The 24982-nt window shown below is 74.9% G+C and carries 25 protein-coding genes; 12 read left to right on the top strand and 13 right to left on the bottom strand.

Annotated features, from left to right (window positions below):
- Positions 1-33 precede the first annotated feature (33 nt).
- From GA0070613_RS17610 to GA0070613_RS17600, 3 genes are all read left to right on the top strand, one after another.
- Positions 34-432 (top strand): response regulator, encoded by a 399-nt coding sequence (locus GA0070613_RS17610; RefSeq protein WP_089013299.1) that lies wholly within the window; start codon positions 34-36, stop codon positions 430-432.
- A gap of 89 nt (positions 433-521) precedes the next feature.
- Positions 522-1568 (top strand): anthranilate phosphoribosyltransferase, encoded by a 1047-nt coding sequence (trpD, locus tag GA0070613_RS17605; protein WP_089013298.1) that lies wholly within the window; start codon positions 522-524, stop codon positions 1566-1568.
- Between the two features lie 229 nt (positions 1569-1797).
- Positions 1798-2001 carry a hypothetical protein gene (locus GA0070613_RS17600; RefSeq protein ID WP_089013297.1) on the top strand — a complete coding sequence of 68 codons (204 nt, stop codon included), beginning with the start codon at positions 1798-1800 and terminating at the stop codon, positions 1999-2001.
- 198 nt (positions 2002-2199) lie between these two features.
- On the opposite strand, the gene GA0070613_RS17595 is transcribed toward GA0070613_RS17600, so the two are convergent.
- Both GA0070613_RS17595 and ctaC read right to left on the bottom strand, forming a co-directional pair.
- Positions 2200-2625, bottom strand: coding sequence for a cytochrome c oxidase subunit 4 (locus GA0070613_RS17595; RefSeq protein ID WP_089013296.1), 426 nt, complete (start codon positions 2623-2625; stop codon positions 2200-2202).
- A gap of 10 nt (positions 2626-2635) precedes the next feature.
- Positions 2636-3607, bottom strand: coding sequence for an aa3-type cytochrome oxidase subunit II (ctaC, locus tag GA0070613_RS17590; RefSeq protein ID WP_089013295.1), 972 nt, complete (start codon positions 3605-3607; stop codon positions 2636-2638).
- Positions 3608-3777: 170 nt separating this feature from the next.
- On the opposite strand from ctaC, the gene GA0070613_RS17585 reads away from it, so the two are divergent.
- Both GA0070613_RS17585 and GA0070613_RS17580 read left to right on the top strand, forming a co-directional pair.
- Positions 3778-4929 (top strand): cysteine desulfurase family protein, encoded by a 1152-nt coding sequence (locus GA0070613_RS17585; protein ID WP_089013294.1) that lies wholly within the window; start codon positions 3778-3780, stop codon positions 4927-4929.
- Positions 4926-5153 (top strand): sulfurtransferase TusA family protein, encoded by a 228-nt coding sequence (locus GA0070613_RS17580; RefSeq protein ID WP_089013293.1) that lies wholly within the window; start codon positions 4926-4928, stop codon positions 5151-5153. Before GA0070613_RS17585 ends, GA0070613_RS17580 begins: the two co-directional genes overlap by 4 nt.
- 4 nt (positions 5154-5157) lie before the next feature.
- Here the strand turns inward: GA0070613_RS17580 and GA0070613_RS17575 are convergent, their stop codons facing one another.
- From GA0070613_RS17575 to GA0070613_RS17560, 4 genes are all read right to left on the bottom strand, one after another.
- A complete protein-coding gene (locus tag GA0070613_RS17575) occupies positions 5158-5751 on the bottom strand; it encodes an AAA family ATPase (protein ID WP_089013292.1) in 594 nt (197 codons plus the stop codon).
- Complete coding sequence (locus tag GA0070613_RS17570; RefSeq protein WP_089013291.1) at positions 5748-6725, bottom strand: carbohydrate kinase family protein; 978 nt, start codon at positions 6723-6725, stop codon at positions 5748-5750. The genes GA0070613_RS17575 and GA0070613_RS17570 overlap by 4 nt, the downstream gene beginning before the upstream one ends.
- A gap of 228 nt (positions 6726-6953) precedes the next feature.
- On the bottom strand, positions 6954-7322 hold the full coding sequence (erpA, locus tag GA0070613_RS17565) for an iron-sulfur cluster insertion protein ErpA (RefSeq protein ID WP_089013290.1): 369 nt from the start codon (positions 7320-7322) through the stop codon (positions 6954-6956).
- 166 nt (positions 7323-7488) lie between these two features.
- Positions 7489-8625, bottom strand: a complete 1137-nt coding sequence (locus GA0070613_RS17560) for a glycerate kinase family protein (RefSeq protein ID WP_089013289.1) — start codon at positions 8623-8625, stop codon at positions 7489-7491.
- 68 nt (positions 8626-8693) lie between these two features.
- Between GA0070613_RS17560 and nadA the strand changes: the two genes are divergently transcribed.
- The 3 genes from nadA to GA0070613_RS17545 all read left to right on the top strand — a co-directional run bounded on the left by nadA (position 8694) and on the right by GA0070613_RS17545 (position 12147).
- Positions 8694-9893 (top strand): quinolinate synthase NadA, encoded by a 1200-nt coding sequence (gene nadA / locus GA0070613_RS17555; RefSeq protein ID WP_089016018.1) that lies wholly within the window; start codon positions 8694-8696, stop codon positions 9891-9893.
- Positions 9894-10050: 157 nt separating this feature from the next.
- Positions 10051-11463: a UDP-N-acetylglucosamine 1-carboxyvinyltransferase gene (murA, locus tag GA0070613_RS17550; protein WP_231929255.1), complete on the top strand. Its 1413-nt coding sequence runs from the start codon at positions 10051-10053 to the stop codon at positions 11461-11463.
- 75 nt (positions 11464-11538) lie between these two features.
- Positions 11539-12147, top strand: a complete 609-nt coding sequence (locus tag GA0070613_RS17545) for a DUF3043 domain-containing protein (protein WP_089013288.1) — start codon at positions 11539-11541, stop codon at positions 12145-12147.
- 52 nt (positions 12148-12199) lie between these two features.
- Here GA0070613_RS17545 and GA0070613_RS17540 read toward each other — a convergent pair whose 3' ends face one another.
- Both GA0070613_RS17540 and GA0070613_RS17535 read right to left on the bottom strand, forming a co-directional pair.
- Positions 12200-12508, bottom strand: a complete 309-nt coding sequence (locus GA0070613_RS17540; protein WP_089013287.1) for an AzlD domain-containing protein — start codon at positions 12506-12508, stop codon at positions 12200-12202.
- Positions 12502-13266 (bottom strand): AzlC family ABC transporter permease, encoded by a 765-nt coding sequence (locus tag GA0070613_RS17535; RefSeq protein ID WP_089013286.1) that lies wholly within the window; start codon positions 13264-13266, stop codon positions 12502-12504. The genes GA0070613_RS17540 and GA0070613_RS17535 overlap by 7 nt, the downstream gene beginning before the upstream one ends.
- A gap of 67 nt (positions 13267-13333) precedes the next feature.
- Here GA0070613_RS17535 and GA0070613_RS17530 point away from each other — a divergent pair, with 67 nt between their 5' ends.
- Positions 13334-13894 (top strand): helix-turn-helix domain-containing protein, encoded by a 561-nt coding sequence (locus GA0070613_RS17530; RefSeq protein ID WP_089013285.1) that lies wholly within the window; start codon positions 13334-13336, stop codon positions 13892-13894.
- A 20-nt stretch (positions 13895-13914) separates the two neighbouring features.
- Here GA0070613_RS17530 and GA0070613_RS17525 read toward each other — a convergent pair whose 3' ends face one another.
- From GA0070613_RS17525 to GA0070613_RS17515, 3 genes are read right to left on the bottom strand one after another with little or no spacing between them, the layout of a single operon-like run.
- Positions 13915-14904: an ABC transporter ATP-binding protein gene (locus GA0070613_RS17525; RefSeq protein ID WP_089013284.1), complete on the bottom strand. Its 990-nt coding sequence runs from the start codon at positions 14902-14904 to the stop codon at positions 13915-13917.
- A 31-nt stretch (positions 14905-14935) separates the two neighbouring features.
- On the bottom strand, positions 14936-15739 hold the full coding sequence (locus GA0070613_RS17520) for an ABC transporter permease (RefSeq protein ID WP_089013283.1): 804 nt from the start codon (positions 15737-15739) through the stop codon (positions 14936-14938).
- Entirely contained in the window at positions 15732-16583 is an 852-nt protein-coding gene (locus GA0070613_RS17515) for an ABC transporter permease (RefSeq protein ID WP_089013282.1), read from the bottom strand. Before GA0070613_RS17515 ends, GA0070613_RS17520 begins: the two co-directional genes overlap by 8 nt.
- Positions 16584-16743: 160 nt before the next feature.
- Here GA0070613_RS17515 and GA0070613_RS17510 point away from each other — a divergent pair, with 160 nt between their 5' ends.
- Entirely contained in the window at positions 16744-20799 is a 4056-nt protein-coding gene (locus GA0070613_RS17510) for a WG repeat-containing protein (protein ID WP_231929253.1), read from the top strand.
- An 82-nt stretch (positions 20800-20881) separates the two neighbouring features.
- Positions 20882-21880, top strand: coding sequence for an aldo/keto reductase family protein (locus tag GA0070613_RS17505; RefSeq protein WP_089013281.1), 999 nt, complete (start codon positions 20882-20884; stop codon positions 21878-21880).
- A 147-nt stretch (positions 21881-22027) separates the two neighbouring features.
- On the opposite strand, the gene GA0070613_RS17500 is transcribed toward GA0070613_RS17505, so the two are convergent.
- Positions 22028-22825, bottom strand: coding sequence for a site-2 protease family protein (locus GA0070613_RS17500; RefSeq protein WP_089013280.1), 798 nt, complete (start codon positions 22823-22825; stop codon positions 22028-22030).
- The gene (locus tag GA0070613_RS17495) at positions 22822-23022 is read right to left on the bottom strand and encodes a hypothetical protein (protein WP_089013279.1); all 201 of its coding nucleotides are present in this window, start codon (positions 23020-23022) and stop codon (positions 22822-22824) included. Before GA0070613_RS17495 ends, GA0070613_RS17500 begins: the two co-directional genes overlap by 4 nt.
- Positions 23023-23170: 148 nt before the next feature.
- On the opposite strand from GA0070613_RS17495, the gene GA0070613_RS17490 reads away from it, so the two are divergent.
- Positions 23171-24922, top strand: a complete 1752-nt coding sequence (locus GA0070613_RS17490) for a serine/threonine-protein kinase (RefSeq protein WP_089013278.1) — start codon at positions 23171-23173, stop codon at positions 24920-24922.
- The last annotated feature ends 60 nt before the right edge of the window (positions 24923-24982 follow it).

Genomic DNA, 24982 nt, shown 5'->3' with positions numbered 1-24982 from the left:
GCGGGCAGCTACGAGGTGGGAGCCAAGCCAGCGATGAGCGATCGTCTTTGCACCGTCCTGCTCTACAGCGACGACCCGAAGGTCCGCGACCGGATGCGGCTGGCCGTCGGCACCCGGCCCGCGCCCGGGCTCCAGATCGAGTTCGTCGACGCCGCCGACTACGCCGAGTGCGTCCGGCTGGTCGACGACTACGAGATCGACCTGCTCCTGCTCGACGGCGAGGCCACCCCGGGCGGTGGCATCGGCATCGCCCGGCAGATCAAGGACGACCGGGACGACGCCCCGCCGACCTGCGTGGTGATCGCCCGGGCGGCCGACCGCTGGCTGGCCGCGTACGCCGAGGTCGACGCGACGCTGGTGCACCCGCTCGACCCCGTGACCACCGGCACCACCGTCGCCGAGCTGCTGCGGCGTACGCACGCCGCGGCCTGACCCACCCCCTCGGCGCCACGGCATCGCGGCCGTGGCGCCGACGTCGTTCCTCACCACCCGCATCTCCACGCCCGCTCGGGAGGCCCGCCATGGGCGAACGGACCTGGCCGCTGCTGCTCAACGCGCTGCTGCGCGGCGACGAGCTCACCACCGCCGACACCGCCTGGGCGATGGACGAGATCATGACGGGTGCGGCCAGCCCGGCCCAGGTCGCCGGCTTCGCCGTGGCGCTGCGCGCGAAGGGTGAGACCCCGGCCGAGCTGGCCGGCCTGGTGCAGGCGATGCTCGGCCGCTCCGTCGAGGTGGTGCTGCCCGAGGAGCTGCGCCGGACCGCCCTGGACGTGGTCGGCACCGGTGGTGACCTCGCGCACACGGTCAACATCTCCACCATGACCGCGCTCGTGGTGGCCGGCGCCGGGGTACGCGTGGTCAAGCACGGCAACCGCGCCGCCTCGTCCTCCTGCGGCACCGCCGACCTGCTGGAACACCTCGGCGTCCCGCTCGACCTGGCTCCCGAGCAGGTCGCCCGGTGCGTCGAGGAGGCGGGCATCGGCTTCTGCTTCGCGGCCCGGTTCCACCCCGGGATGCGGCACGCCGGCCCGGTCCGCCGGGAGATCGGCGTGCCCACCGCGTTCAACTTCCTCGGCCCGCTGACCAACCCGGCCCGGCCCCGGGCCGGCGCGGTCGGCTGCTTCGACCTGCGGATGGCGCCGGTGATGGCGGCCGTCTTCGCCGAGCGGGGCGACTCCGTCATCGTGATGCGCGGCGAGGACGGGTTGGACGAGTTCACCACCGCCGCGCCGACCCGGGTCTGGGTGGCCCAGCAGGGCACCGTCAGAGAGGCGCTGCTGGACGCGGCCGACCTCGGGGTGCCCCGGGCCACCCTGGCCGATCTGCGGGGCGGAGACGCGGCGTACAACGCCGGGGTGGCCCGGCGGTTGCTGGCCGGCGAGACCGGCCCGGTCCGCGACGCCGTGCAGGTGAACGCGGCGGTGGCGCTGGCCACCCAGGGGCCGCTGGACGGGGACCTGACCGCGGCGCTGCGGGCCGGAATGGCCACGGCCGCCGAGTCCATCGACTCCGGCGCCGCCGCCGGCGCGCTCGACCGCTGGCTCGAGGTCGCCCGCTCGCTCTGACCGGCCCGGCTCCCCCGGCCCGGTCTCCTCGGCCGGTTGTCGGGGTGGGTGCTACCCAGGAACTGCGGCCGCCCCGGGACGACCGTGCCGACGCCGCCGTTGCCGGGCGAGCCGGTCGGGTCCGATCCGGAAAGTGTCGGACCGGCGTGCCAAACTACACGGGAGTAATTTCCGTTTTCCGCCGGTGGCGGCGCTGCCCTTCGGCGGGCCGGAGCGAGAGGAGACGCCCGTGTCGGACCGTGAGCTCTACTGCGACAGCTGCGAGGGCGTTCAGCCGTTCGAGGCCCCGCCCTGCGCCGACGGCCACGGCGTCGACTGCCCCGAGCTGGTCTGCGCCGGCTGCGGCGTGGCCCTGCTGATCGCCACGTTCGCCTTCCGCCCCCCGCGCCTGGACAGCCGCCGCCGGGTCGCCACCCACCGCCGCGCGGCCTGACCCGCACCGCCGACCGCGCTCTGGTCCGCACACCACGTCGCCGACCTGGCGCTGTCCGGGCCGGCCCGACAGGCCATGTCGCCTGGCCGGGGCGAGTCGGGCGGCCCAGCGTCGCCATGCGGCGCGGAGGCGCGGCCAGCCGGGGACGGCGACAGGCCCGCGTCCGGAGGACGCGGGCCTGTCGGGGAAGCCGTCAGCTCAGTGCTCGGCGGTGCGGCGGGTGCCGCTGTAGTACTCGAAGAGCAGGCCGCAGGCGGCGAAGATGACCGCCACCAGGCCGAGACCCAGCAGCCAGAACTGCCAGAACACCAGGCCCAGACCGGCGATCGCGGCGGCCAGCGCCAGCCCGAACGGCCAGTAGCTGCCGGGGCTGAAGAAGCCGATCTCGCCCGCGCCGTCGGCGATCTCGGCGTCCGCCCGGTCCTCGGGGCGCAGGTCGATGCGGCGGGAGACGAACCAGAAGAAGCCGCCGCACATCGAGCAGAGCAGGAAGGACAGCAGCAGCGCCACGGTGCCGACCCACTCGACCCGGCCGCCCTCGCCGTACGTCCAGGCGGCGTAGAGGATCGCGACGCCGAAGAGGAACGTCGCGATGACCAGGAAGATTTTCCACTCGGTCTTCATGCCGGATCCCTCAGCTTCCCGCGCCGACCGGAGCGCTGTCCGGGTTGAAGTTGTTCTTGTCACGCCGGGTGTTGAACGGCGCGGTCTTCGTGGCGTACTCGGGCTCGCCGATCGCCTTGAGCGCCTCCTGCGTCGACTTGCCGGCCTTCTTCGCCGCCAGGAACTGCTCGTACTTCTCCGGCGAGACGACCCGCAGCTCGAAGTTCATGAAGGCGTGGTAGCTGCCGCACAGCTCGGCGCAGCGGCCGACGTACGCGCCCTCCTGGTCGAGGCTGGAGACCTCGAAGACGTTGCGGATGTTGCCCGGCATGACGTCCCGCTTGAACAGCAGCTCCGGCACCCAGAAGGAGTGGATGACGTCGCGGCTCTGCTCCTCGAAGCGGATCGACTTGCCGGTCGGCAGGACCAGCACCGGGATGACCTCGCTGGTGCCGAGGACCGAGGCGACGGTGTTGGCGTCGCGGCCCTGGCCGTCGCGGTAGTTGAACTGCCAGTTCCACTTGAAGGCGACGACCTCGACGGTGACGTCCGGGTTCTTCGTCGTCTTGTTCACACCGGTCTGCACGATCGCCGTGTAGTAGAAGAGCACGGAGACGATCAGGATCGGCGCGATGGTGTAGAGGAACTCCATCGGCAAGTTGTAGCGGGTCTGCACCGGCAGCGCGTTGCCCCGCTTCCGGTAGCGGATCACGCACCAGAAGATGAGGCCCCAGACGAAGACGCCGACCGCCAGCGCCGCGATGCAGGACGCGATCCACAGGTCGTACATCTTGTGCGACTCGGGGGTGATGCCGCCCTGCGGCCACCCGAAGCCGCCGAACGTCCCGCCGACGTCGCAGCCGGTGAGCAGAACCAGCAGCGCCGCTCCGCCGAGACCGAGCCCGGCGAGTCGACCAGCACCACGCCGCCGGCGCCCACCGGCTCCTGGGGAAGCGCTGTGCCGTACGGCCGTCGGCCGTACCTCCGAACTCCTTGCGACCACCTGGTCCTGCCTCCCTAGCGCGCCGCGGTGGTTGTTTCCTCAACACCGACGGCAAAGGCGTCACCGACGGTCGCAGATTACTCGACCATGACGGGCCGGACCGTGTTGGGGTCAGTGTCCGCCCCCATTGGGGGGATCTTGGGCGTACCGGCGCGATAGCGTGGGCATTCGTGAGCGCATCCCCGGTCTACCTGGACGCGGCCACCGCGGCGCCGCTGCATCCGGTCGCGCGGCAGGCGTTGCTGGCCGCGCTAGACGACGGCTGGGCCGACCCCGGCAAGCTCTACACCCAGGCCCGCCGGGCCCGCCAACTGCTCGACGCCGCCCGCGAGGCCACCGCGCAGACGCTCGGCGTCCGCGCCGACGAACTCTCCTTCACCCCCAGCGGTACGACCGCCGCGCACGCCGCCGTGCTCGGCGGGCTGAGCGGCCGGCGCCGGGTCGGGGCGACCCTGGTGCACTCCGCGATCGAGCACTCCGCGGTGCTGCACGCCGCGGAGCGGCACGTCGCCGCCGGCGGGACGGCCGTCCCGGTACCGGTGGACCGGGTCGGCCGGCTCGACCTGGACGCCTGGTCGGCGGCGGTCCGGGCGCCCGGGGTGGCGCTCGCCGCGCTGATCGCGGCCAGCCACGAGGTGGGCACCGTCCAGCCGGTGCCGGCGGCGGCCGCCGAGTGCGCCGACGCCGGGGTGCCGCTCTACGTCGACGCCGCGCAGCTGGTCGGCCGGGCACCGGTGCCGGCCGGCTGGTCGGTGCTCAGCGCCAGCGCGCACAAGTGGGGCGGGCCACCCGGCGTCGGGCTGCTGGTGGTCCGCAAGGGCGCCCGCTGGGAGTCGCCGTTCCCGGCCGACGAGCGGGAGTCGGGGCGTACGCCGGGGGTGGTGAACCTGCCGGCGGTGGTCGCGGCGGCGGCGAGCCTGCGCGCGGCGGCGGCCGACGCGGCGGCCGAGGCGACCCGGCTGGCGCCGCTGGTGGACCGGATCCGGGCCCGGGTGGCGGCCGACGTGCCGGACGTGGAGGTGGTCGGCGACCCGGTCGACCGGCTCCCCCACCTGGTCACCTTCTCCTGCCTCTACGTGGACGGCGAGGCGCTGCTGCACGCGCTGGACCGGCGCGGCTTCGCCGTCTCCTCCGGCTCCTCCTGCACCTCGTCGACGTTGCGGCCGTCGCACGTGCTGGAGGCGATGGGGGTGCTCTCGCACGGCAACGTCCGGGTGTCGCTGCACCGGGAGACCACCGAGGCGGACGTCGAGCGGTTCCTCGCCGAGCTGCCCGGCATCGTCGCCGACCTGCGCGCCGAAGCGGGGGTGGTGGGGCTGTGAGCGAGCCGGACGAGGTGCTGGACTGCCGGGGCCAGCGCTGCCCGCTGCCGGTGATCGCCCTGGCCCGCCGGCTCCCCGAGCTGCCGGTCGGCGCGGTGCTCCGCGTCCTCGCCGACGACCCCGCCGCGGCGGTCGACATCCCAGCCTGGTGCCGGATGCGGGGGCAGGAGTTCCTCGGCGCCGGGACGGGCGGGTCCAGCTACGACGTCCGGCGCAGCCGGTGACGGGTCATGCGAGATAGCTGAGGATGGCGGGGAGGGGGTCGATGTCGACCGTGGTGTCGACCACCAGGCGGGGACCGATGATCGGCTCGTACTCGGCGCGGCGGAGCAGCGTCTGCTCCCAGGTGGGCAGGTGCGGGTCCGGCTCGGCGGGCAGCCGCGCCTCGACCCGGCGGCGGTGCTCGGCCTCGTCACCGCAGTGCACCTCGATCACCCGCAGCGGCACCCCGGCCCGCTCGGCCAGGTCGTGCCAGAGGCCGCGGGCGCTGGCCACCGGGTTGACCGCGTCCACCACCACGCTGAGCCCGAGGCCGAGCTGCACCTCGGCGAGACCGGCGACCGCGCCGTACGCGGCCATCCCGGGCACGTCGCCGACCAGGCCGTACCGGCCCAGCGCCCGCTCGACCGGGTCCACCGGCAGGACCGGGGCGCGCAGCGCCGCGCCGACCCGGACAGCCAGGGTGCTCTTGCCCACCCCGGGCAGCCCGGCGAACGCCACCAGCACCGGACCGGCGGCGACGGCCGCGCCGGGGCGGACGGCGCCCGGGTCCACCCCGCCGGACACGCCGGGCTGGCCGGGGTCGGGTACGGCGGACCTCATGGGAGCAGGTGCGGCCGGACGTCCTCGGCGGCCACGTCGCCGTACGACTCGGCGAGGCGCTTCACGAACAGGTCCCGGCGGACCTCGTACTCCTGGGTGCCGACGGTCTCCAGGACCAGGGTGGCGAGCAGCGAGCCGACCTGGGCGGCCCGCTCCAGGCCCAGCCCCCAGGACAGGGCGGTGAAGAAGCCGGCCCGGAACCCGTCGCCGACGCCGGTCGGGTCGACGGCCTGGATCTCCCGGGCGATCGGCACGTGGATGGTGTCGAAGTCCCGGCCGGCGATCTCCGCGCCGTCCTTGCCCAGCGTGGTGACCCGGACCTTGACCCGCTCCAGCAGCTGCGCGTCGCTGAGACCCGCCTTGCTCTGCAGCAGCGACTTCTCGTAGTCGTTGGTCATCAGGTACTCGGCGCCGTCGATCAGGCCGAGCACGTCCTCGCCGTCCATCCGGGCGAGCTGCTGGGACGGGTCGGCGACGAAGGCGTACCCGCGCTCCCGGCACTCGGCCGAGTGCCGGACCATCGCCTCGGGATCGTTGGCGCCGACGAGCACCAGGTCGAGGCCGCCGAGCCGCTGGGCCACCGGAGCCAGCTCGATGTTGCGGGCCTCGCTCATCGCCCCCGCGTAGAAGGAGGCGATCTGGCACATGTCGGTGTCCGTGGTGCAGACGAACCGGGCGGTGTGGGCCACCTCGCTGACGTGCACCGAGTCGCAGTCGACCCCGTGCCGCTCCAGCCACGAGCGGTAGTCGGCGAAGTCGGGGCCGACGGCGCCCAGCAGCACCGGACGCAGCCCGAGCTGGGCCATGCCGAAGGCGATGTTGGCCGCCACCCCGCCGCGCCGCAGCACCAGCTCGTCCACGAGGAACGACAGCGACACCTTGTGCAGCTGGTCGGCGATGAGCTGGTCGGCGAAGCGACCGGGGAAGCTCATCAGGTGGTCGGTCGCGATCGAGCCGGTCACGGCGATCTTCATGTCAGCCCTCGGGGTCGGCAGCACGGCGCCGGTCAGCCTACCGGCCCGGTCGGCGCGTCGGTCGCGGGTCGGTCGAGAACCGGTCGACCCACGCATACCCGGACGTCACCGCCCGGACACCCGGAGGCGCGAAGAAACGGCGGGACCACCCGAGGAGGGTGGTCCCGCCGTTTTCGTCACGTCACCCGTCGGCCCCGTACGGGCCGGCCGGCTCGGCGCGACGTCGACTCAGCTGAAGGAGTCGCCGCAGGCGCAGGAGTTGCCGGCGTTCGGGTTGTCGATGGTGAAGCCCTGGGCGTCGATCCGGTCGGCGAAGTCGATCGTCGCGCCGGCCAGGTAGGGGGCGCTCATCCGGTCGACGACGACCTCGACACCGTCGTAGTCGGTGACGATGTCACCGTCGAGCGACCGCTCGTCGAAGAAGAGCTGGTACCGCAGGCCGGAGCAGCCGCCCGGCTGCACCGCGATCCGGAGCCGCAGGTCGTCGCGGCCCTCCTGCTCGATCAGGGCCTTGACCTTCTGCGCTGCGACGTCGGTGAGGACGACGGAAGTAGGGGCCTTGGCCTCGGTCGACTCGGTCTGCGCTGGCGTGGTCACGTGGAAATCTCCCTGCGCGGTGTGGGTCCGGACGCACTGGCCAACGTCGCGCGTCGCCCAGTGATTCCCGGTGTGGTCCAGATCTGATCGTACGCCGCCCCGGCGGGAGTCACCTCCGGTGGCGTGGTCCGGGGCGCGTGAGCCGCGCCGCAGGCCAGCGGCCCGCTCAACGGCTCCACTGTCGGGCCAGCCGGGCGCCGAGCGCCCGCAGCCCCTCGGCGGGCCGGCCCATCGCCGCCTCCATCCCGCCGCGTTCCTCGCCGCCGAAGTGCTCCACCAGGCTGTACGCCTCGGTGACCCCGGCCGCGGCGGCCTCCCGGCGGCCGGTGCTCACCCGTCCCGCCAGCACCACACAGGGCACGCCGCGGTCCCGGGCGGCCCCGGCCACCCCGGCGACCACCTTGCCGCGCAGCGACTGGTGGTCGAAGGAGCCCTCCCCGGTGATCACCAGGTCGGCGCGGTCGAGCGCGGCGTCCAGCCCGATGGCCCGGGTGACCAGGCCGATGCCCGACTCGCACCGGCCGCCCAGCGCCAGGATCGCCGCGCCCAGCCCACCGGCCGCGCCGCCACCGGGCAGCACGCTCAGCCCCGGCGGGCAGCCGGGCAGGTCATTCTCCAGCATCGCGGCCCAGCGTTCCAGGGCCGCGTCGAGCAGCAGCACGTCCTCGCGGGTCGCGCCCTTCTGCGGGCCGTACACGTTGCTGGCCCCGTGCAGGCCGAGCAGCGGGTTGTCCACGTCGGTGGCGGCGACCAGGTCCACCCCGCGCAGCCGGGGCGCGCCGTCCAGCGCGGCCACCGCGGCGAGCGCCGCTCCCCCGTACGGCAGGGCGTGGCCGGTCTGGTCGAGGGGGGTGACGCCGAGCGCGGTGAGCATGCCGGCGCCCCCGTCGTTGGTGGCGGAGCCACCCAGCCCGACCACCACGGTCCGGGCCCCGGCCTCGACGGCCGCGGCCACCAGCAGCCCCAGCCCGTACGAGGTGGTGGCCTTCGGGTCGCGCTCGGCGGCGGTGAGCAGGTGCAGCCCGCACGCCTGGGCGCTCTCCAGGTAGGCCACGCCGTCGTCGGTGAGCAGGATCTCACCGGCGGCGGGCCGGCCGAGCGGGTCGACGGTCGGCACCGGCACGCGCCGGCCGCCGAGCGCCTCGGCGAGGACGGCGACGAAGCCGGGCCCGCCGTCGGCGAGCGGCCGGATCAGCAGGTCGTCGCCGGCGGCCACCGCCCGCCAGCCCTCGGCCACCGCGGCGGCCACCTCCGGGGCCGGCAGGGTGCCGGCGAACTTGTCCGGGCAGAGCAGCACGCGCATGCCCAGCAGTGTGGCAGGCCACACCTGGAGCCGCTGCGCACCGGCCACGCTGTGGGACCATGGGAGGCGTGACTTCGACCTGGGTTGAGCCCTCCAACACCGCCACTGCGCTGCTGCTCCTCGGCCGCGGCAGCGACCCCGCCACCGAGCGTGGCGTGGAGTGTCCGGGTGACCTCCCCGCGCCGAGCGACCCGGACCTGGTGGCCCGGGCGGCGGCGGCCAAGGCCGCGCTCGGCACGAAGGTGTTCGTGCTGGGGCACCACTACCAGCGCGACGAGGTGATCCAGTTCGCCGACGTGACCGGCGACTCGTTCAAGCTCGCCCGCGAGGCGGCGGCCCGGCCCGACGCGGAGTACATCGTCTTCTGTGGCGTGCACTTCATGGCCGAGAGCGCGGACATCCTCACCTCGGACGCCCAGAAGGTCATCCTGCCGGACCTGGCCGCCGGCTGCTCGATGGCCGACATGGCGGTGCTGTCGCAGGTCGAGACCGCCTGGGACGTGCTGACCGAGCTGGGCATCGCGCGGGACACCGTCCCGGTGACGTACATGAACTCCTCGGCGGACATCAAGGGCTTCGTCGGGCGCAACGGCGGCGTGGTCTGCACCTCGTCGAACGCGAAGCGGGCGCTGGACTGGGCGTTCGAGCAGGGGTCGAAGGTGCTCTTCCTGCCCGACCAGCACCTGGGCCGCAACACGGCGGTGCTGGAGATGGGCCTCTCGCTGGACGACTGCGTGCTCTACGACCCGCACAAGCCGAACGGCGGGCTGACCCCGGAGCAGCTGCGCGACGCGAAGATGATCCTGTGGCGCGGGCACTGCTCGGTGCACGGCCGGTTCACCCTGGACAGCGTCAACGACGTCCGGGAGCGGGTGCCGGGGGTGAACGTGCTGGTCCACCCGGAATGCCGGCACGAGGTGGTCACCGCCGCCGATCACGTCGGCTCGACGGAGTTCATCATCAAGACCATCGAGGCGGCCCCGGCCGGCTCGGCCTGGGCGGTCGGCACCGAGCTGAACCTGGTCCGCCGGCTGGCGCTGGCCCACCCGGACAAGCAGATCATGTTCCTGGACAAGGCCGTCTGCTACTGCTCGACGATGAACCGGATCGACCTGCCGCACCTGGTCTGGGCGCTGGAGGAGCTGGTGGCCGGCCGGGTGGTCAACCAGATCACCGTGGACCCGGACACCGCGCATCACGCCCGGGTGGCCCTGGACCAGATGCTCGCCCTCCCCGGGGCGGACACCCCGCCACCCACCGCCGGTTGATCACGCTCGGTCATGTCGCTGGTACGGAAACGTGCCGGACACCCCGGTTCGTGCCCTCACTGGTGATGTGACCGATTCCATTCTCGTCACGGACGGCTATGCTGCCGGGGCGACAACAGATGCGGGCCGTTTTCACCTGGCCGCGTTTCGGGTAGCGATGCAGATCGTGGACCCCAACCATCTACACGGCAGCACCAACGCGCTGGAGGTTGCGTTGACCGACGACGTCCTGGTCGTACACGGAGGCACTCCGCTGGAAGGGCGGATCCGCGTGCGCGGCGCGAAGAACCTCGTTTCCAAGGCGATGGTCGCGGCCCTGCTGGCCGACTCGCCCAGCCGGCTGTTCGACGTGCCGCGGATCCGCGACGTCGAGGTGGTCCGCGGCCTGCTCGACCTGCACGGGGTGAAGGTGAGCGACGGCGAGGAGGACGGCGAGCTCATCCTCGACCCCTCGAACGTCGAGAGCGCCAGCACCGATCAGATCAACGTGCACGCGGGGTCCAGCCGGATCCCGATCCTGTTCTGCGGCCCGCTGCTGCACCGGCTCGGCCACGCCTTCATCCCCGACCTGGGCGGCTGCCACATCGGCCCCCGCCCGATCGACTTCCACATCCAGGCGCTGCGCGAGTTCGGCGCGACCGTCGACAAGACCCCCGAGGGGATGCACCTGTCGGCGCCGAACGGGCTGCACGGCACCAAGTTCGCCCTGCCGTACCCGAGCGTGGGCGCCACCGAGCAGGTGCTGCTGACCGCGGTGATGGCCGAGGGCGTCACCGAGCTGCGCAACGCGGCGGTCGAGCCGGAGATCATCGACCTGATCTGCATCCTGCAGAAGATGGGCGCGATCATCAAGGTGCACACCGACCGGGTGATCGAGATCCAGGGCGTGAAGAAGCTGCACGGCTACACGCACCGGCCGATCCCGGACCGGATCGAGGCGGCGAGCTGGGCGGCGGCCGCGCTGGCCACCCGCGGGGACGTCGAGGTGCTGGGCGCGCAGCAGGCCGACATGATGACCTTCCTGAACGTCTTCCGCTCGGTCGGCGGCGAGTACGAGGTGACCGACGCCCGCCCGCCGAAGCTGGGCGACCCGGGCCAGGAGGGCGGCATCCGGTTCTGGCACCCGGGCGGCGAGCTGAACGCCGTGGCGCTGGAGACCGACGTGCACCCCGGCTTCATGACCGACTGGCAGCAGCCCCTCGTGGTGGCGCTGACCCAGGCCCGGGGCCTGTCGATCGTCCACGAGACGGTCTACGAGCAGCGGCTGGGCTACACCGAGGCGCTGAACACCATGGGCGCCAACATCCAGGTCTACCGGGACTGCCTGGGCGGCACCCCGTGCCGCTTCGGCCGGCGCAACTTCAAGCACTCCGCGGTGATCGCCGGGCCGAGCAAGCTGCACGCGGCCGACCTGGTCATCCCGGACCTGCGGGCCGGCTTCAGCCACCTGATCGCGGCGCTCGCCGCCGAGGGCACCTCCCGGGTGTACGGCGTCGACCTGATCAACCGGGGCTACGAGGACTTCGAGAAGAAGCTGGCCGACCTGGGCGCGCACGTCGAGCGTCCGTAACATCACACCGCTTCATTCGCGCCCGGTGCACCCGCGATGTGCACCGGGCGCGGCCGTGTGGCTACCCTTCACCTCGTGCCGTCGCTGTTTCGCCGCAAGCCCGCCGACCTCGTCCAGGAATCCGTCACCCCGGTGACGACCGACGAGGAGTCCACCGCCGCCCGCACCCGGGGATACACCCCGAGCAAGAAGGAGCTGGGCCAGGTCACGCCGAAGCGGCCGACCGCTGGCCGGCGGGTCAGCGGCCCGACCCGGCCGCTGACCAAGGAGGAGGCCCGGGAGCAGCGCCGGGCGGCCCGCGCCGAGGCGTCCTCGGAGTTCCGTCGCGAGGGCGGCCCCCGCGACCGGGGACCGGAGCGGCTGCTGGCCCGCAACGTGGTCGACTCCCGGCGTACGGTCGGCACCTGGTTCTTCGGCGGCGCCCTGATCGTGCTGGTCGGCTCCAACCAGGCCATGCCGCCGATCGTCCGGTTGGCCTCCAACGTCATGTGGGGCGCGCTGGCGCTCGGCGTGGTGGTCGACTCCGTCCTGATCTCTCGCAAGATCAAGAAGCTGATGCGGGAGCGGTTCCCGAAGAGCGACCAGAAGCTGGGCTCGCTCTACCTGTACGCGATCATGCGGTCGATCACCTTCCGCCGGATGCGCGCCCCGGCGCCGCGGGTCAACATCGGCGACAAGATCTGACCCGAGCCCGTTCCGACCGGCCCCTTCCCGCCCGCCGCGGGGAGGGGCCTCGTCATGCCACCCCGGCCAGGCGCAGCAGCGCGGTGGTGCCCGCCGCGGCGACCACCACCAGGACGAAGGGCGCGCGGCGCCAGGCGAGCAGCACCCCGACCAGCACGCCCGCCGGCCGGGCGTAGCCGGCGAACCCGCCGGCCTCGGCCAGCGCGGCGGTCGCGGCGAGGGCGGCCAGCAGGGCGGCGGCGGCGACCGGCAGCAGTTGCCGGGACCAGTCGGGCAGGTCCAGCCGGTCCCGCATCAGCACTCCGGCGACCCGGAAGCCGTACGTGCCGGCGGCCAGGGCGAGGATCACGGCGATCAGCACGGCGCCTCCTCCGTCGCGACGACCCGTCCCGGTCCGGCTTCCCGGTGGTCCGCCCCGGCGGCGGTCACGGGCACCGGGTCGGTGCCCGGCGGCCGGCGGCGGATCAACGGCAGGACCAGGGCGCCGAGCGCGAGCAGCACCGGCAGCCCGGCCGGCAGCACCGGGGTGGCCAGTACCGCCAGCCCCGCGCCGGTCAGCGCCACCCGGCGGATCTCCGGGTCGCGCAGCGTCGGCAGCAGCAGGGCGATCAGCCCGGCCGGGAAGGCCGCGTCGAGGCCCAAAGCGGTCGGGTCACCGACCGCGCCACCGGCGAGCACGCCCAGCAGGGTGCCGGCGTTCCAGGCCAGGAAGAGCAGTGTCCCGGCGAGCCAGAAGGCGCGGTGGCGCGCGCCGCCGGCCGGTCGCGCCAGCGCGAAGGCGGTCGCCTCGTCGGTCATCAGGTGGCTGCCGAGCAGCCGCCGCCAGCGCTGGTGGCCGAGGCTGTCGCCCAGGGTCAGGCCGAACGGCAGGTGCCGCGCGTTGAGCAGCAGGCCGGCGAGGACCGCCGCGAGGGGGCTGCCGGCGGCCACCAGCCCCACGGCCATGAACTGCGCGCCGCCGGCGTACACCAGCACGGACATGGCGACCGTCGCCCAGCCGGGCAGCCCGGCGGCGACCCCCATCGCGCCGAACGAGGCGCCGACGGCGACCATCGCCGCGCCGATGGCGGCGACGTCCCGCAGCATCGCCACGTCGGGCGTTCGGTTTGGCGTACGCATGGTCCATTATGATGAACACACCTCGCCGCGTTCGTCAAACCGAACAAATAGACCTATGGAGCGAACAATGCCCGTCGAGCCCGCTCCGCCGTTGGCCACCATCGCGGCCGCCCTGCGCCGCGAGCGCGACCGGGCCGGCATCTCGCTGACCGAGCTGGCCCGTCGCGCGGGCATCGCCAAGTCCACCCTCTCCCAACTGGAGTCCGGGGTGGGCAACCCGAGCGTCGAGACGCTCTGGGCGCTCGGCGTGGCGCTCGGCGTACCGTTCAGCCGCCTGGTCGAGCCACCAACGGCCGCCGTCCGGGTCATCCGGGCCGGCGAGGGCCCCCGGGTCCGCTCCGAGCACGCCGACTTCACCGCCACCCTCCTCGCCGCGGGCTCCGCCCACAGCCGGCGGGACGTCTACGTGATGGAGCTGGAGCCGGGCGCCGTCCGCGTCGCCGAGCCGCACACCCCGCGCAGCATCGAGCACATCGTGGTCGCCGCCGGCCGGATGCGCGTCGGGCCGGAATCCGACCTGGTCGACCTCGGTCCCGGCGACTACGCCACGTTCCCCGGCGACGCGCCGCACCGGTACGAGGCGCTGGCGCCGGGCACCTTCGCGGTCCTGGTGATGGAGCATCCCTGAGCCCGGCCCTCCACCGCGGATCAGCCGGTGACCGCCGGAGCGCGGTAGAGGCGGGCGACGACCTCCTCGATGTCCGGCTCGACGATCGAGATGTCGCGCAGCGTGGCCAGGCCGGCGAGCCCGGCGACCACCTCGGCGACGCCCGCCGACTCCAGGGCGAAGACCAGCCGGTGCCCGTCCGCATCCACCCGGTACAGCGGGGCGCCCGGCAGCGTCGGCGGCGCGGCGAGGGCGGTGTCCAGTTCGGCGACGACGAGTCGGCGGGAGCCGTACCGGCTGTGCAGGGCGGCGATGGAGCCGTCGTGCACCACCCGGCCGTGGTCGATCACCACCAGGCGGCGGCAGAGCCGCTCGATGTCGGCCAGATCGTGGGTGGTGAGCACCAGGGTGGTGTCACCGGCCCGGCCCAGCTCCGCCAGGAAGCCCCGGACGGCCTGCTTGCTCACCACGTCCAGCCCGATGGTCGGCTCGTCCAGGAAGAGCACCTCCGGGCCGTGCAGCAGGGCGGCGGTCAGCTCGCCGCGCATCCGCTGGCCCAGCGACAGCTGCCGGACCGGGGTGTCCAGGAACTCGTCGAGGTCGAGCAGGTCGCGACAGCGACGCAGCCGGGCCGCGTGCTCGGCCGCCGGCACCCGGTAGACGTGCCGCAGCAGGTCGAACGAGTCGCGCAGCGGCAGGTCCCACCAGAGCTGCGAGCGCTGGCCGAAGACCACCCCGATGCGCAGCGCCAGCCGGGTCCGCTCGGCCACCGGCCGCAGGCCGCAGACCCGGACCTCCCCCGCCGACGGCATCAGCACGCCGGTGAGCATCTTCAGGGTGGTCGACTTGCCGGCGCCGTTGGGGCCGATGTAGCCGAGCATCTCGCCGCGCTCCACCCGCAGGTCGACCCCGTCGACGGCGGCGACCACCCGCTTCTCCCGGCGCAGCCGTCCCGCCTTCACCCGGACGGTGAACTCCTTGCGCAGCCCGCGCACAAGAATGACCTCTGTTTGTGACTGCGGGGCTCGCAAGCTCACTCCTCGCACTGCACGGTGATGACGCTCACGATCCCGTGCTCCGGTAGTGACGGACCCCGACGCGCCAGGCCGCGGTGGCGACTCCGGCGGCGACCAGTGCGACGCCCGGCGACACCCAGCCGACCCAGCCCGGCAGGCCGAGCGGGTCGGCCCGGCCGAGCAGCGCCAGCGCGGGGTGGTAACTGACGAAGGCGAAGCCCATCCCGTACGCGAAGAGCGCCCGGAACCAGCCGCCGTAGACGGTGATCGGGTACGACGTGAAGTCGCGCCCGCCGTAGGTGACCGAATTGGCCAGCTCACCGGAGTCGATCCAGTAGAACGACACCGTCGCGGTGGTCACGAAGACCGCGCCGAAGAAGACCACCGCGGCGACCGGGGCGACCACCACCAGCGCCAACCGGCCCGGCGTCCAGTCGATCCCGGCCGAGGTGACCGCCACGACCAGGACGGCCAGGCCGAAGAACGCGCGGGACACCTTGCGCAGCGGCAGGTCCATCAGCAGCAGCTGGGGCAGCGCACCCAGCGGGCGGACCAGCACGGCGTCGAAGAGCCCGGTCCGGACGTACCGGGGCAGCCGTTCGATGTTCCCGACCAGCAGGTCGGCGGTGGCGAACGCGAACGACGAGATGCCGACGATCACCAGCGCCTCCCGCAGCGTGAACCCGCCCAGCTCCCTGGTCACCCCGAAGAGCACCAGCACGGTGACCACGTCGAAGACCGTCGCGCCGACGTTGCCGACCAGGTCCACCACGAACGAGGTCCGGTACGCGGCCTGCGACCGGGCCTGCGTCCTCAACAACGCCCGGTACGCGGCCAACCGCTCAGCCACCCTGCACCACCAGCCGGAGTTCGGCCCGGTGCTGCACCAGCCGGCAGGCGGCAAGGATCAGCACCGCCCAGGCGACCTGGAGCCCCACCAGCCCGAGCTGCGCCGGGGCCGGGTCCCGCTCGACCAGCACGTCGAGCGGGGTCTGGAACAGGCTCGGGAACGGGGTGCCGTACCAGAGCGCGAGCTGGAGCCACCCGGGCAGGAAGCGCAGCGGGAAGTAGAGCCCCGCGAGCACCCCGGAGGAGAGCGTCCAGAGGATCATCGCGCCCCGGACGTCCTGCAGCCAGTACGCGGTGGCGTTGACCAGGAACCGGCAGCCGAAGCAGAGCACCACGGCGACCAGCACGGAGAGCGCGAAGAGCGGCACCGTGGCCCACCGCCGGGGCAGGTACACGTCGAAGAAGAGCGGGCCGATCAGCACCGGCGGCAGCAGCCGGGAGAGCGAGGCGAACCCCGCGCGGCCCAGGTCGGTGGCGAGGTAGCTGGTCACCGGGTGCACCGGTCGGAGCAGGTCGCTGGCGATCTCCCCGGTCCGGATCCGGTCCGCCAGGTCGGTCCAGCCCCAGAGCAGGATCACCGCCAGCAGGCCCTGCCCGGCCCAGACGATCGTGGCGAGCTGGGCCCGGTCGTACCCGGCGACGGTCCCGGCCGCGCCGGCCACGGCGAGGAAGATGTAGCAGCGCAGGAAGCCGAAGACGGTGTTGGTGACCACGCCGGCTACGGCGGCCTGCCGGTAGGTGGCGTGGCGCCGGAAGCCGGAGGCGACTATGGCGCTAAATGTCCGAAACCATCGGGTAACGTTTGAGTCCGTGGGCGGCGCCACAGTGGCGGTGACAGAGCCCACGCCGCTACCCTCCTTCCGCAGCCACGAGGTGCTGGACCGGGCGACTCTACCGGCACGTGGGGTGCCCAGCGCGACAATTTCCAACGAGGTGACACGCCGTGAGCGAGCGACGCGAGCCGGCCCCGGGGCCGCGCCGCGCGGGCGGCCACCGGGTGCCCCGATGAGCGGCGGCTACGACCGCTGGCGCGATCCGGCGGAGCCGGCCTGGGTCGCCGAACCGACCACCGAGTGGCACCCCCAGTTCGCGGGCCAGCGCTACCCGGGCGACATCGGCATGGAGTACCTGACCCCGCCCGCCCCGCGCGGGCGAGTCGCCGCCGTCGGGCGCGCCGAGGTGCAGCCGGTCAGTCCTGCCCCTGGCGGACCGCGCGACGACGCCCACCCGATCAGCCCCGCCCCGGACGACCGGCGCGGGTCGTACCCGGTCAGCCCGGCCCCCGGCGACCGGCGCGGCGCGCACCCCGTGGCCCCCGGCGGCGGCGACCGGCGCGGCGCGTACCCGGTGATCCCCGGTCCGGACGCGCGGCGCGGCGCACCGGACGGACGCGGCCGGGACGACCCGCGCGCCACGCCCGACGGCCGCGAGCGTCCGGCCTGGCCGGACCGCCGGGGCGACGTGGACGCCCGCGACCGGCGGCCCCGGACGGACGGACCCGCGGAGGAGGGCCGTACCGGCGAGGACTCCCACCGGCGCGGCCCGGCGCAGCCCGGTGAGCGCGCCGACCACGGACCCGGCCGGTACGACCGGCGCGCGCCGGAGTGGACGGTGGACCGCGACCGCGCCGCCGGCTGGCACGGCGACCGGCCCGGCCAGCCGTGGGGTCGCCCGGAATCCGGCCGGCGGATGCCGCCGCCGGACGGTGGCCCGCGCCGGCCGGTCTCCCCCGCGCCGGAGCCCGGCTGGCTGCCCGAGCCCGACGAGTTCCCGCACCGCCCGCATCCAGCCGACCGGCGCCCGGACGCGCCGATCCGGTCGGAGCGCCAGTGGGGCACGCCGCCGGCCGACGCGCGGCCGACGGCCGCGCCGCGTGGTCCCGCCGACCGGCGGGACCAGGGTTCCGACGGCCCACCGCCCCGGGAGCGCGACCCGCGCCGGGAGGCCGCGGCGCGGGCCGAGACGTACCGGGACGCGCCTGCGGCCGCCGAGCGCGACGGCCTGCGCCGGCCGACCGGGGATCCGCACCGCCCGGCGCCCGGCCGGCTGCCCGGGCAGCACGGCGACCCCCGTTCGGTCGGCCGGCCCGCCGCCTTCGCCCCCGACGAGCGGCGGGACACCGTCCGCCCCCAGGGCGACCCCCGGCCGCGGCCCGACGCCTTCGACGAGCGGCCGGACACCGCTCGCCGCCAGGGCGACCCCCGACCGCGGCCCGACGAGCGGCCCGGTGCCGAGCAGCGGGCCCGGACCGAGCCGGCCCGGTACCGGCCGGACGACCGACCGGGTCCCCCGGCCGCACCGACCGACCGGCCCGGCCCGGACGGCCGGGCCGCGCGCCCGGTCGATCCCGCGCCGCCCGGCCGGGACGAGCGGCGGCCCGCCGGGCCGCACCCGGACGGCCGGCAGCGCCACCCGGCCGAGGAGGCCGCTCCCCGGTACGACGGCCGGCGTCCCGAGCCGGCCGCCGCCCAGCCCGAGGATCGGTACCGACCGGAGGACCGACCCACGTCCCGCCGCCCCGAGGAGCGGCAGGGCCACCCGGCCGAGCGGGGCACGGCCCGGCCGGCCGACGGCTGGCGTCCGCCGGCGGAGCCGGCTGGCCGGACCCGGCCCGAGGAGTTGCCGGGCCGGCCGGTCGAGTCCCCGCCGACCCGGCACGACGACGGCCGACGCCCGCCCGTCGAGCCCGCCGCCCGCACCCGGCCCGACGACCGGCCGGTGGCACCCGCCTCGGGCGCTCCGGTCTCGGGCGGGCCCGGATACCCGGTTCCGCAGGCGGACCAGCCGCACACCCGCGACCGGTCCCCGCGACCGGCCGCGCCGGAGGAGCCGACGCCGACCTCGGCGCCGCCGGCCGCCGGGCTGCGCCTCGAATTCCTCCCCGGGCCGGCGCCCGCGCCGCGTCCCGCCGGCCCGGACGCCGACGACGACCGGACGGCCACGCACCCGACGGCGGCACGGCACAGCGAGACCCACCGCGTCGCCGACGCGCCGGCCCGCCCGGCACCGCCCGCGTACCCCGGCCCGGCCGGCTCCCGGCCGGGCGAGCGGGGCACTCGGGCCGAGGACGGTGCGAGCGCCCCCGCCGCGCCACGGCCGGTCTCCGCACCGCCGGCTGCCCCGCCGGTCCCGGTGTCCGCGCCGCCCGCGCCGCCGGCCACCCCACCTGCTCCGGTGTCCACGCCCCCCGCGCCACCGGTTTCCGAGTCGGCGGCGCCGGCCGCCGCGCCGGCCTCCAGGTCGGCGCCCCCGCCCGCGACGCCGACGGTCGCCGCGGAGGAATCCGGCCCCGCGCCGCGGACCGAACCGGACCCCGCCGGGCCGCCCAGGTCCGCTCCACCGCCGTACCGGCCCGTGTCCGCGCCACCCGCCGGGCCCGTCTCCGCGCCACCCGCCGGGCAGGTCAGCGCGCCACCGGCCGGGGCGGCGCCCGCCCGGCCCGTCTCCGCACCGCCCGCGTCCGGGCCGGTCCCGTCGCCGCCCACCCCGGCCCGGGCCGGCGGGCCGCCCGCCGGGACGGCCGGCACGCCGACCGAGGCCGCCCCGGTGTCCGCCGCTCCGGGCGACCCGACGCCGACGCCGTCGGCGCGTCCGGTCTCCGCCCCACCGGCCGCGTCGCTGTCCGCCCCACCGGCCGCGTCGGAGTCGGCGCGGCCGGTGTCCGGGCCGCCCGCGGGGCCGCTGTCGGCGGCTCCGGCGCCGCAGCCCGACACCACCTCCGAGGCCGATCGGCCGGCGGAACAGCCGGCGCCCCCGACGGACCCGGAGCAGGAACTGGCCGCCTTCCGGTGGCGGCTGGACCCCGAGACGCTGCGCGAGGAGGCGACCGATCCGGCGGAGCTGCGGGTCGTCCGCGACGGCCTCACCGCCAAGCTGGGCACGGCGCTCGACAACCGGAGTCGGGCCCGGCTGCTCAGCCTCCGCTCGGTGGCCTCGCGGATCCTCGGCGACCTGGACGACGCGCTCGCCGACGGTCGGCTCGCGGTCACGTACGCCGAGGCCACCGGCGAGTTGCGGCGGACCGCGCTGGCGCGTGCCCGACTCGCCCAGGTGCTGCGCTGGCGGGGCGAGCACGCGGAGGCGGACCGGCTCTTCGCCGCGGCGAACTCCCCGGAGCTGCCCGACCGGCTGCGCGCGGCGCTGCACGAGCACGCCGGCCGGTCCTGCTACGACCAGGGACGGCTGATCGAGGCCTGCCAGCACTTCGAGCGGGCGCTGGACCTGCGCCAGGGCGCGGACCCGGGGCTGGTCGCGCGTACCGGGGTGGCCCTGGACGCGGTCCGGGAACGGGCCGCGGCCGGTGGGTTCGGCCCGTCGCCGCGCGACCGCGACGCGATGCTGCGCGCCGAGCGCTCCCCCGTGCCCACCTTCGACGAGGAGCTGGAACGCTGGGGGTACGCCGACGCCGAGGGCAACCTGGTGATCGACCACCGGTACGCCGAGGTGCAGCCGTTCCACGAGGGCATGGCCTGGGTACGCCGCCCGGAGGCCTCCCGGTGGGCGCTGATCGACACCTCCGGGGCCGCCCTGATCGAGGCGAACAACGGCTACCGGGCGGTCGGATCCTTCTCCGGCGGCCTGGCCTGGGTGTCGATGGACGGCAAGGGCAACTGGATGGCGGTCGACCCGACCAACATCGTGAAGATCCCGCCGGGCTTCGAGGACGTACGCCCGTTCCGGGGCGGCCTGGCGGCGGTCCGCCGGGGCGGCTGGGGCGCGGTCGACCGGACCGGTCAGCTCGTCGTGCCGACCCGGTACCACGGCTTCCCCACCGCCCTGGCCGACGGCCGGTACGTGGACGGCTTCACCGAGGAGGGCCTGGCCGTGGTGGAGCTGGCCGGTCGCCGGGGTGTCGTGGACCGCACCGGCCGGGTGATCGTCGAGCCGGCGTACCGGGCGCTGGTGATCCACCCGGTCGCCTTCCTGGTCGGCGACGGCGGCGGGCGGTGGGGCGCGCTCGACCGGCAGGGCGAGCCGCTGATCGACCCGGTGCATCCGAGCCGCGCCGAGGTGGTCGCGGAGATCGACCGGTTGCTCGCGGACACCAGCCCGGTGCTGTGAGCCGCCCGGCCGACCGTGCCCGACACCACCACGGCCGGTGCGCGTCGCGGTGACCCCGGTCCGGCGGGACTAGGGTCGGGGCATGGAATTCCGACACCTAGGCCGTTCCGGCCTGATGGTCAGCGAGATCTCGTACGGCAACTGGATCACCCACGGCTCGCAGGTCGAGGAGGACGCGGCAACCGCGTGCGTGCGGGCCGCCCTGGACACCGGCATCACCACCTTCGACACCGCCGACGTGTACGCCGGCACCAGGGCCGAGGCGGTCCTCGGGCGGGCGCTCAATGGCGAGCGGCGCGAGGGGCTGGAGATCTTCACCAAGGTCTACTGGCCGACCGGGCCGGGCCGAAACGACCGCGGCCTGTCCCGCAAGCACATCATGGAGTCGATCGACGGCTCGCTGCGTCGGCTGCAGACCGACTACGTGGACCTCTACCAGGCCCACCGGTACGACTACAGCACCCCGCTGGAGGAGACGATGGAGGCCTTCGCCGACGTCGTGCACTCCGGCAAGGCGCACTACATCGGTGTCTCGGAGTGGCAGGCGTCGCAGCTCCGCGAGGCCCACAAGCTGGCCAGGGAGCTGCGCATCCCGCTGGTCTCCAACCAGCCGCAGTACTCGATGCTCTGGCGGGTCATCGAGACCGAGGTCATCCCCACCAGCGAGGATCTGGGCATCGGTCAGATCGTCTGGTCGCCGATGGCGCAGGGCGTGCTCTCCGGCAAGTACCTGCCGGGCCAGCCGCCGCCGGCCGGCTCCCGGGCCACCGACGAGAAGTCCGGCGCGGGCTTCATCGCCAAGTTCATGACCGACGAGGTGCTCACCCGGGTGCAGCGGCTCAAGCCCCTCGCGGAGCAGGCCGGGCTGACCATGCCGCAGCTCGCCATCGCCTGGGTGCTGCAGAACCCGAACGTCTCCTCGGCGATCGTCGGGGCGTCCCGCCCAGAGCAGGTGCACGACAACGTCAAGGCGGCCGGCGTGAAGCTCGACGCCGACCTGCTCAAGGCGATCGACGAGATCGTCGAGCCGGTCACCGAGCGCGACGCGGCCAAGACCGAGTCCCCGGCCCAGCGCCCGTGAGCGCCGCCCGGTCCGGTCGGCGCGGTCGCGCCGGCCGGGCCGGGCCTGCTCAGTCCGGCGCCCGCGCCGGACCCAGCCCGCTCAGTCCGGCGCCCGCGCCGGACCCCGGCCCGCTCAGTCCGGCGCCCGCGCCGGACCCCGGCCCGCTCAGCCCTGCCAGAAGCGGATCAGATTGAAGCCGACCGAGAAGAACTCCGGCGGCAGCCCGAGCAGGTCGGCGATCGCGAAGACCGCGTTGAAGAACCAGCCGCCGATCCGCGGGCTCCACAGCAGCGCGAAGAGCAGGATGAAGCCGTACGGGGCGAACAGGTCGTACATCCGGCGGTACTGCGGGCTCAGCCACGGCTGGATCATGTTGCCGCCGTCCAGGCCGGGCACCGGCAGCAGGTTGAGCACGCTGGCGGTGAGCTGGAGGAACGCCAGCAGACCCACCCCGGCCCAGAACTCGATCGAGCCACCGGTGCCGAAGCCGATCCGCAGGGCCGCCACCAGCACCAGGGTGAACAGCACGTTGGTGGCCGGGCCGGCGAGGCTGACCAGGGTGTGCCGCAGCCGGCCGGGGATGGCGTGTCGGTCCACCCAGACCGCCCCGCCGGGCAGGCCGATGCCGCCGAGCAGCACCACCAGCACCGGCAGCCCGACCGACAGCAGCGGGTGGGTGTACTTGAACGGGTTGAGCGTCAGGTAACCCCGGTGGGCGATGTCCCGGTCCCCCGCCCGGTACGCGACCACCGCGTGGGCGTACTCGTGCAGGCAGAGCGAGACCAGCCAGCCCGAGACCACGAACAGGAAGACGTCGAACCGGACGTTGCCGTACCGCTGCCAGGCCAGCACCCCGCTGGTCACGAAGAGCGCGACCAGGCCGAGGAATACCGGGCTGGGCCGGAACGCCGCCCGGGGCACCCCGAGCACCAGTGGCTCGCCCGGGCGGTCGTAGCCCATCATTCGGCCGTGGGCAGCAGGCTCATCCGGTACTCCACCCGGTCGTCCTCGACGAGCGCGACGGAGGTGACGCCGGACGCCGCGAGCTCCCGCCAGGTCTGGCCGACCCACGACTCGGCGTCCGCCTGGCTCGCGAACGACTCCGTCGGTCCGTCCACCGACTTGCCGTCCGTGCCCTCGTACCGCCAGCTCCACGCCATGCCGCGTCTCCCCTCGCCGCCGTCGTCCCCCTGGGACGTAAACCTCCGCAAGCGTAGTCGGCCGGGCGCGGAACGGCCCCGGCCACCACCTACCGGACGGGCCACCCGGTGGATCAACGGCATCGGCGCCGGCCGGTACGGTGACGCGGTGCTGACTCAAGGAGTGGTGCTCAGCGACCGCTATCTGCTGAGCGAACGCATCGCGACCGGTGGCATGGGGGCGGTCTGGCGGTGCACCGACACCCTGCTCGGCCGGGAGGTCGCGGTGAAGGTGCTGCTGCCGTCGCTGGTCGCCGACCCGGAGTTCACCACCCGCTTCCACGCCGAGGCGCGGATGATGGCCGCGCTGCGGCACCCCGGCATCGTGCAGGTCCACGACTTCGGCTCCGCGACGCTCGCCGACGGCAGCCAGGTCAGTTACCTGGTGATGGAGTACGTGGACGGCGAGCCGCTGGTGACCTGGGTCCGCCGCGCCGGCCGGCTCGACCCGGCCTCCACCATGTCGGTGGTGGCGCAGGCCGCCCAGGCCCTGCACGCCGCCCACCTCGCCGGGATCGTCCACCGGGACGTCAAGCCGGGGAACCTGCTGGTCAAGCGGGACGGCAGCGTGGTGCTGGTGGACTTCGGCATCGCCCGGTCCACCACCATGGCCGCGCTCACCGCCGCGCACATGGTGCTCGGCACCGCCTCCTACATGTCGCCGGAGCAGGCGGCCGGCCAGCCGGTCTCGCCGGCCACCGACGTGTACGCGCTCGGCGCGGTCGCCTATTACTGCCTCGCCGGCCGCCCGCCCTTCGAGGGCGAGAACCCGCTCCAGGTGGCCATGCGGCACGTCCAGGACGAGCCGGCCCCGCTGCCGCCGGGAACACCCCCCGCGGTGCTGGAGGTGGTCCGCCGGGCGCTGGCCAAGAGCCCCGCCGACCGGTATCCGGGCGCGGCCGCGATGGCCGAGGCCGCCCAGGACGCCCGGGACGCCACGCTGGCCAGCATTCCGGTGCCGCCGCGCCCGCCGTGGGCGGTGCCGGGCCCCGCCGTTCCCGGCCCCGCCGCGCTGCCGACGCCGGGCCCGGCGACACCCGGCCCGGCAACACCAGCGCCGGCGACACCAACGCCGGCCGGACCGCCGTCCACCGCGGCGGCCGGCGCGTCGCCTCCTCCAGGCTCCGGCGTCCCGCCGACCCTGGAGGAGGCGACGGGCGGCCGGCGGGGGCGGAAGCTGGCCCTGGTTGGCGCGGCGGGCGTCGTGCTGGTCGCGCTGGTGACCCTGGTGGCGGTGGCCGCGCTGCGCCCACTGGCCGGGGCGGGCGAGCAGGAGCGCCGGGCTGCCCTGACCGGTGAGTCGGAGGCCGCCGGGCCGGAGCAACCGGCGCCGGCCGCCAGCGGTGACACCGCGGTGGCCACGCCGAGCCGTACCGGGCGGGCCACCCGGTCCCCGTCGGCCGCGCCGACCCGCTCGGCGGACCCGGTGACCGCCCCGACGACCGGCCCGGCGGCCACCGGGCCGGCCGGCGGCGCCTCCGGGTCGCCGAAGCCGTCCGGCACGACCAGCGCGCCGGAGAAGCCCAACCCGTACACGGCCGGGCAGGCGTGCGGCAGCGGCTACCAGGTGATCGACTCGGCGACGCTGACCGCGGGCGGGATCCGCAAGGGCCGGGTCTACCTGCTCTACAACGCAAGCAACGGCTACAACTGCGTGGTCACCCTCAAGGACACCGCCGTCGGCCGGGCCACCACCGTGTCGGCGTACCTGGAGGTGCAGGGGAAGGCGCGCAGTACCGACAGCGGCGCATTCCAGTACTACGCCGGCCCGGTCCGGGCGGGCGCCGCCGGGGCTTGCGTGAAGTGGGGCGGCGCGGCCGGCGGGGCCAGCTACGGCAGCCCGTTCGAGCACTGCGGCTGAGCCGACCGGACACCCACCGGCCCGTTCGCCGTCCGCCGGTCGGCCGGCGTCCGGGGCGGC

The sequence above is a fragment of the Micromonospora inositola genome (genome assembly GCF_900090285.1).
Classification (GTDB): domain Bacteria; phylum Actinomycetota; class Actinomycetes; order Mycobacteriales; family Micromonosporaceae; genus Micromonospora; species Micromonospora inositola.
The sequence above is the reverse complement of the archived record's forward strand: the minus strand, read 5'-3'. Positions and strand labels throughout refer to the sequence as shown.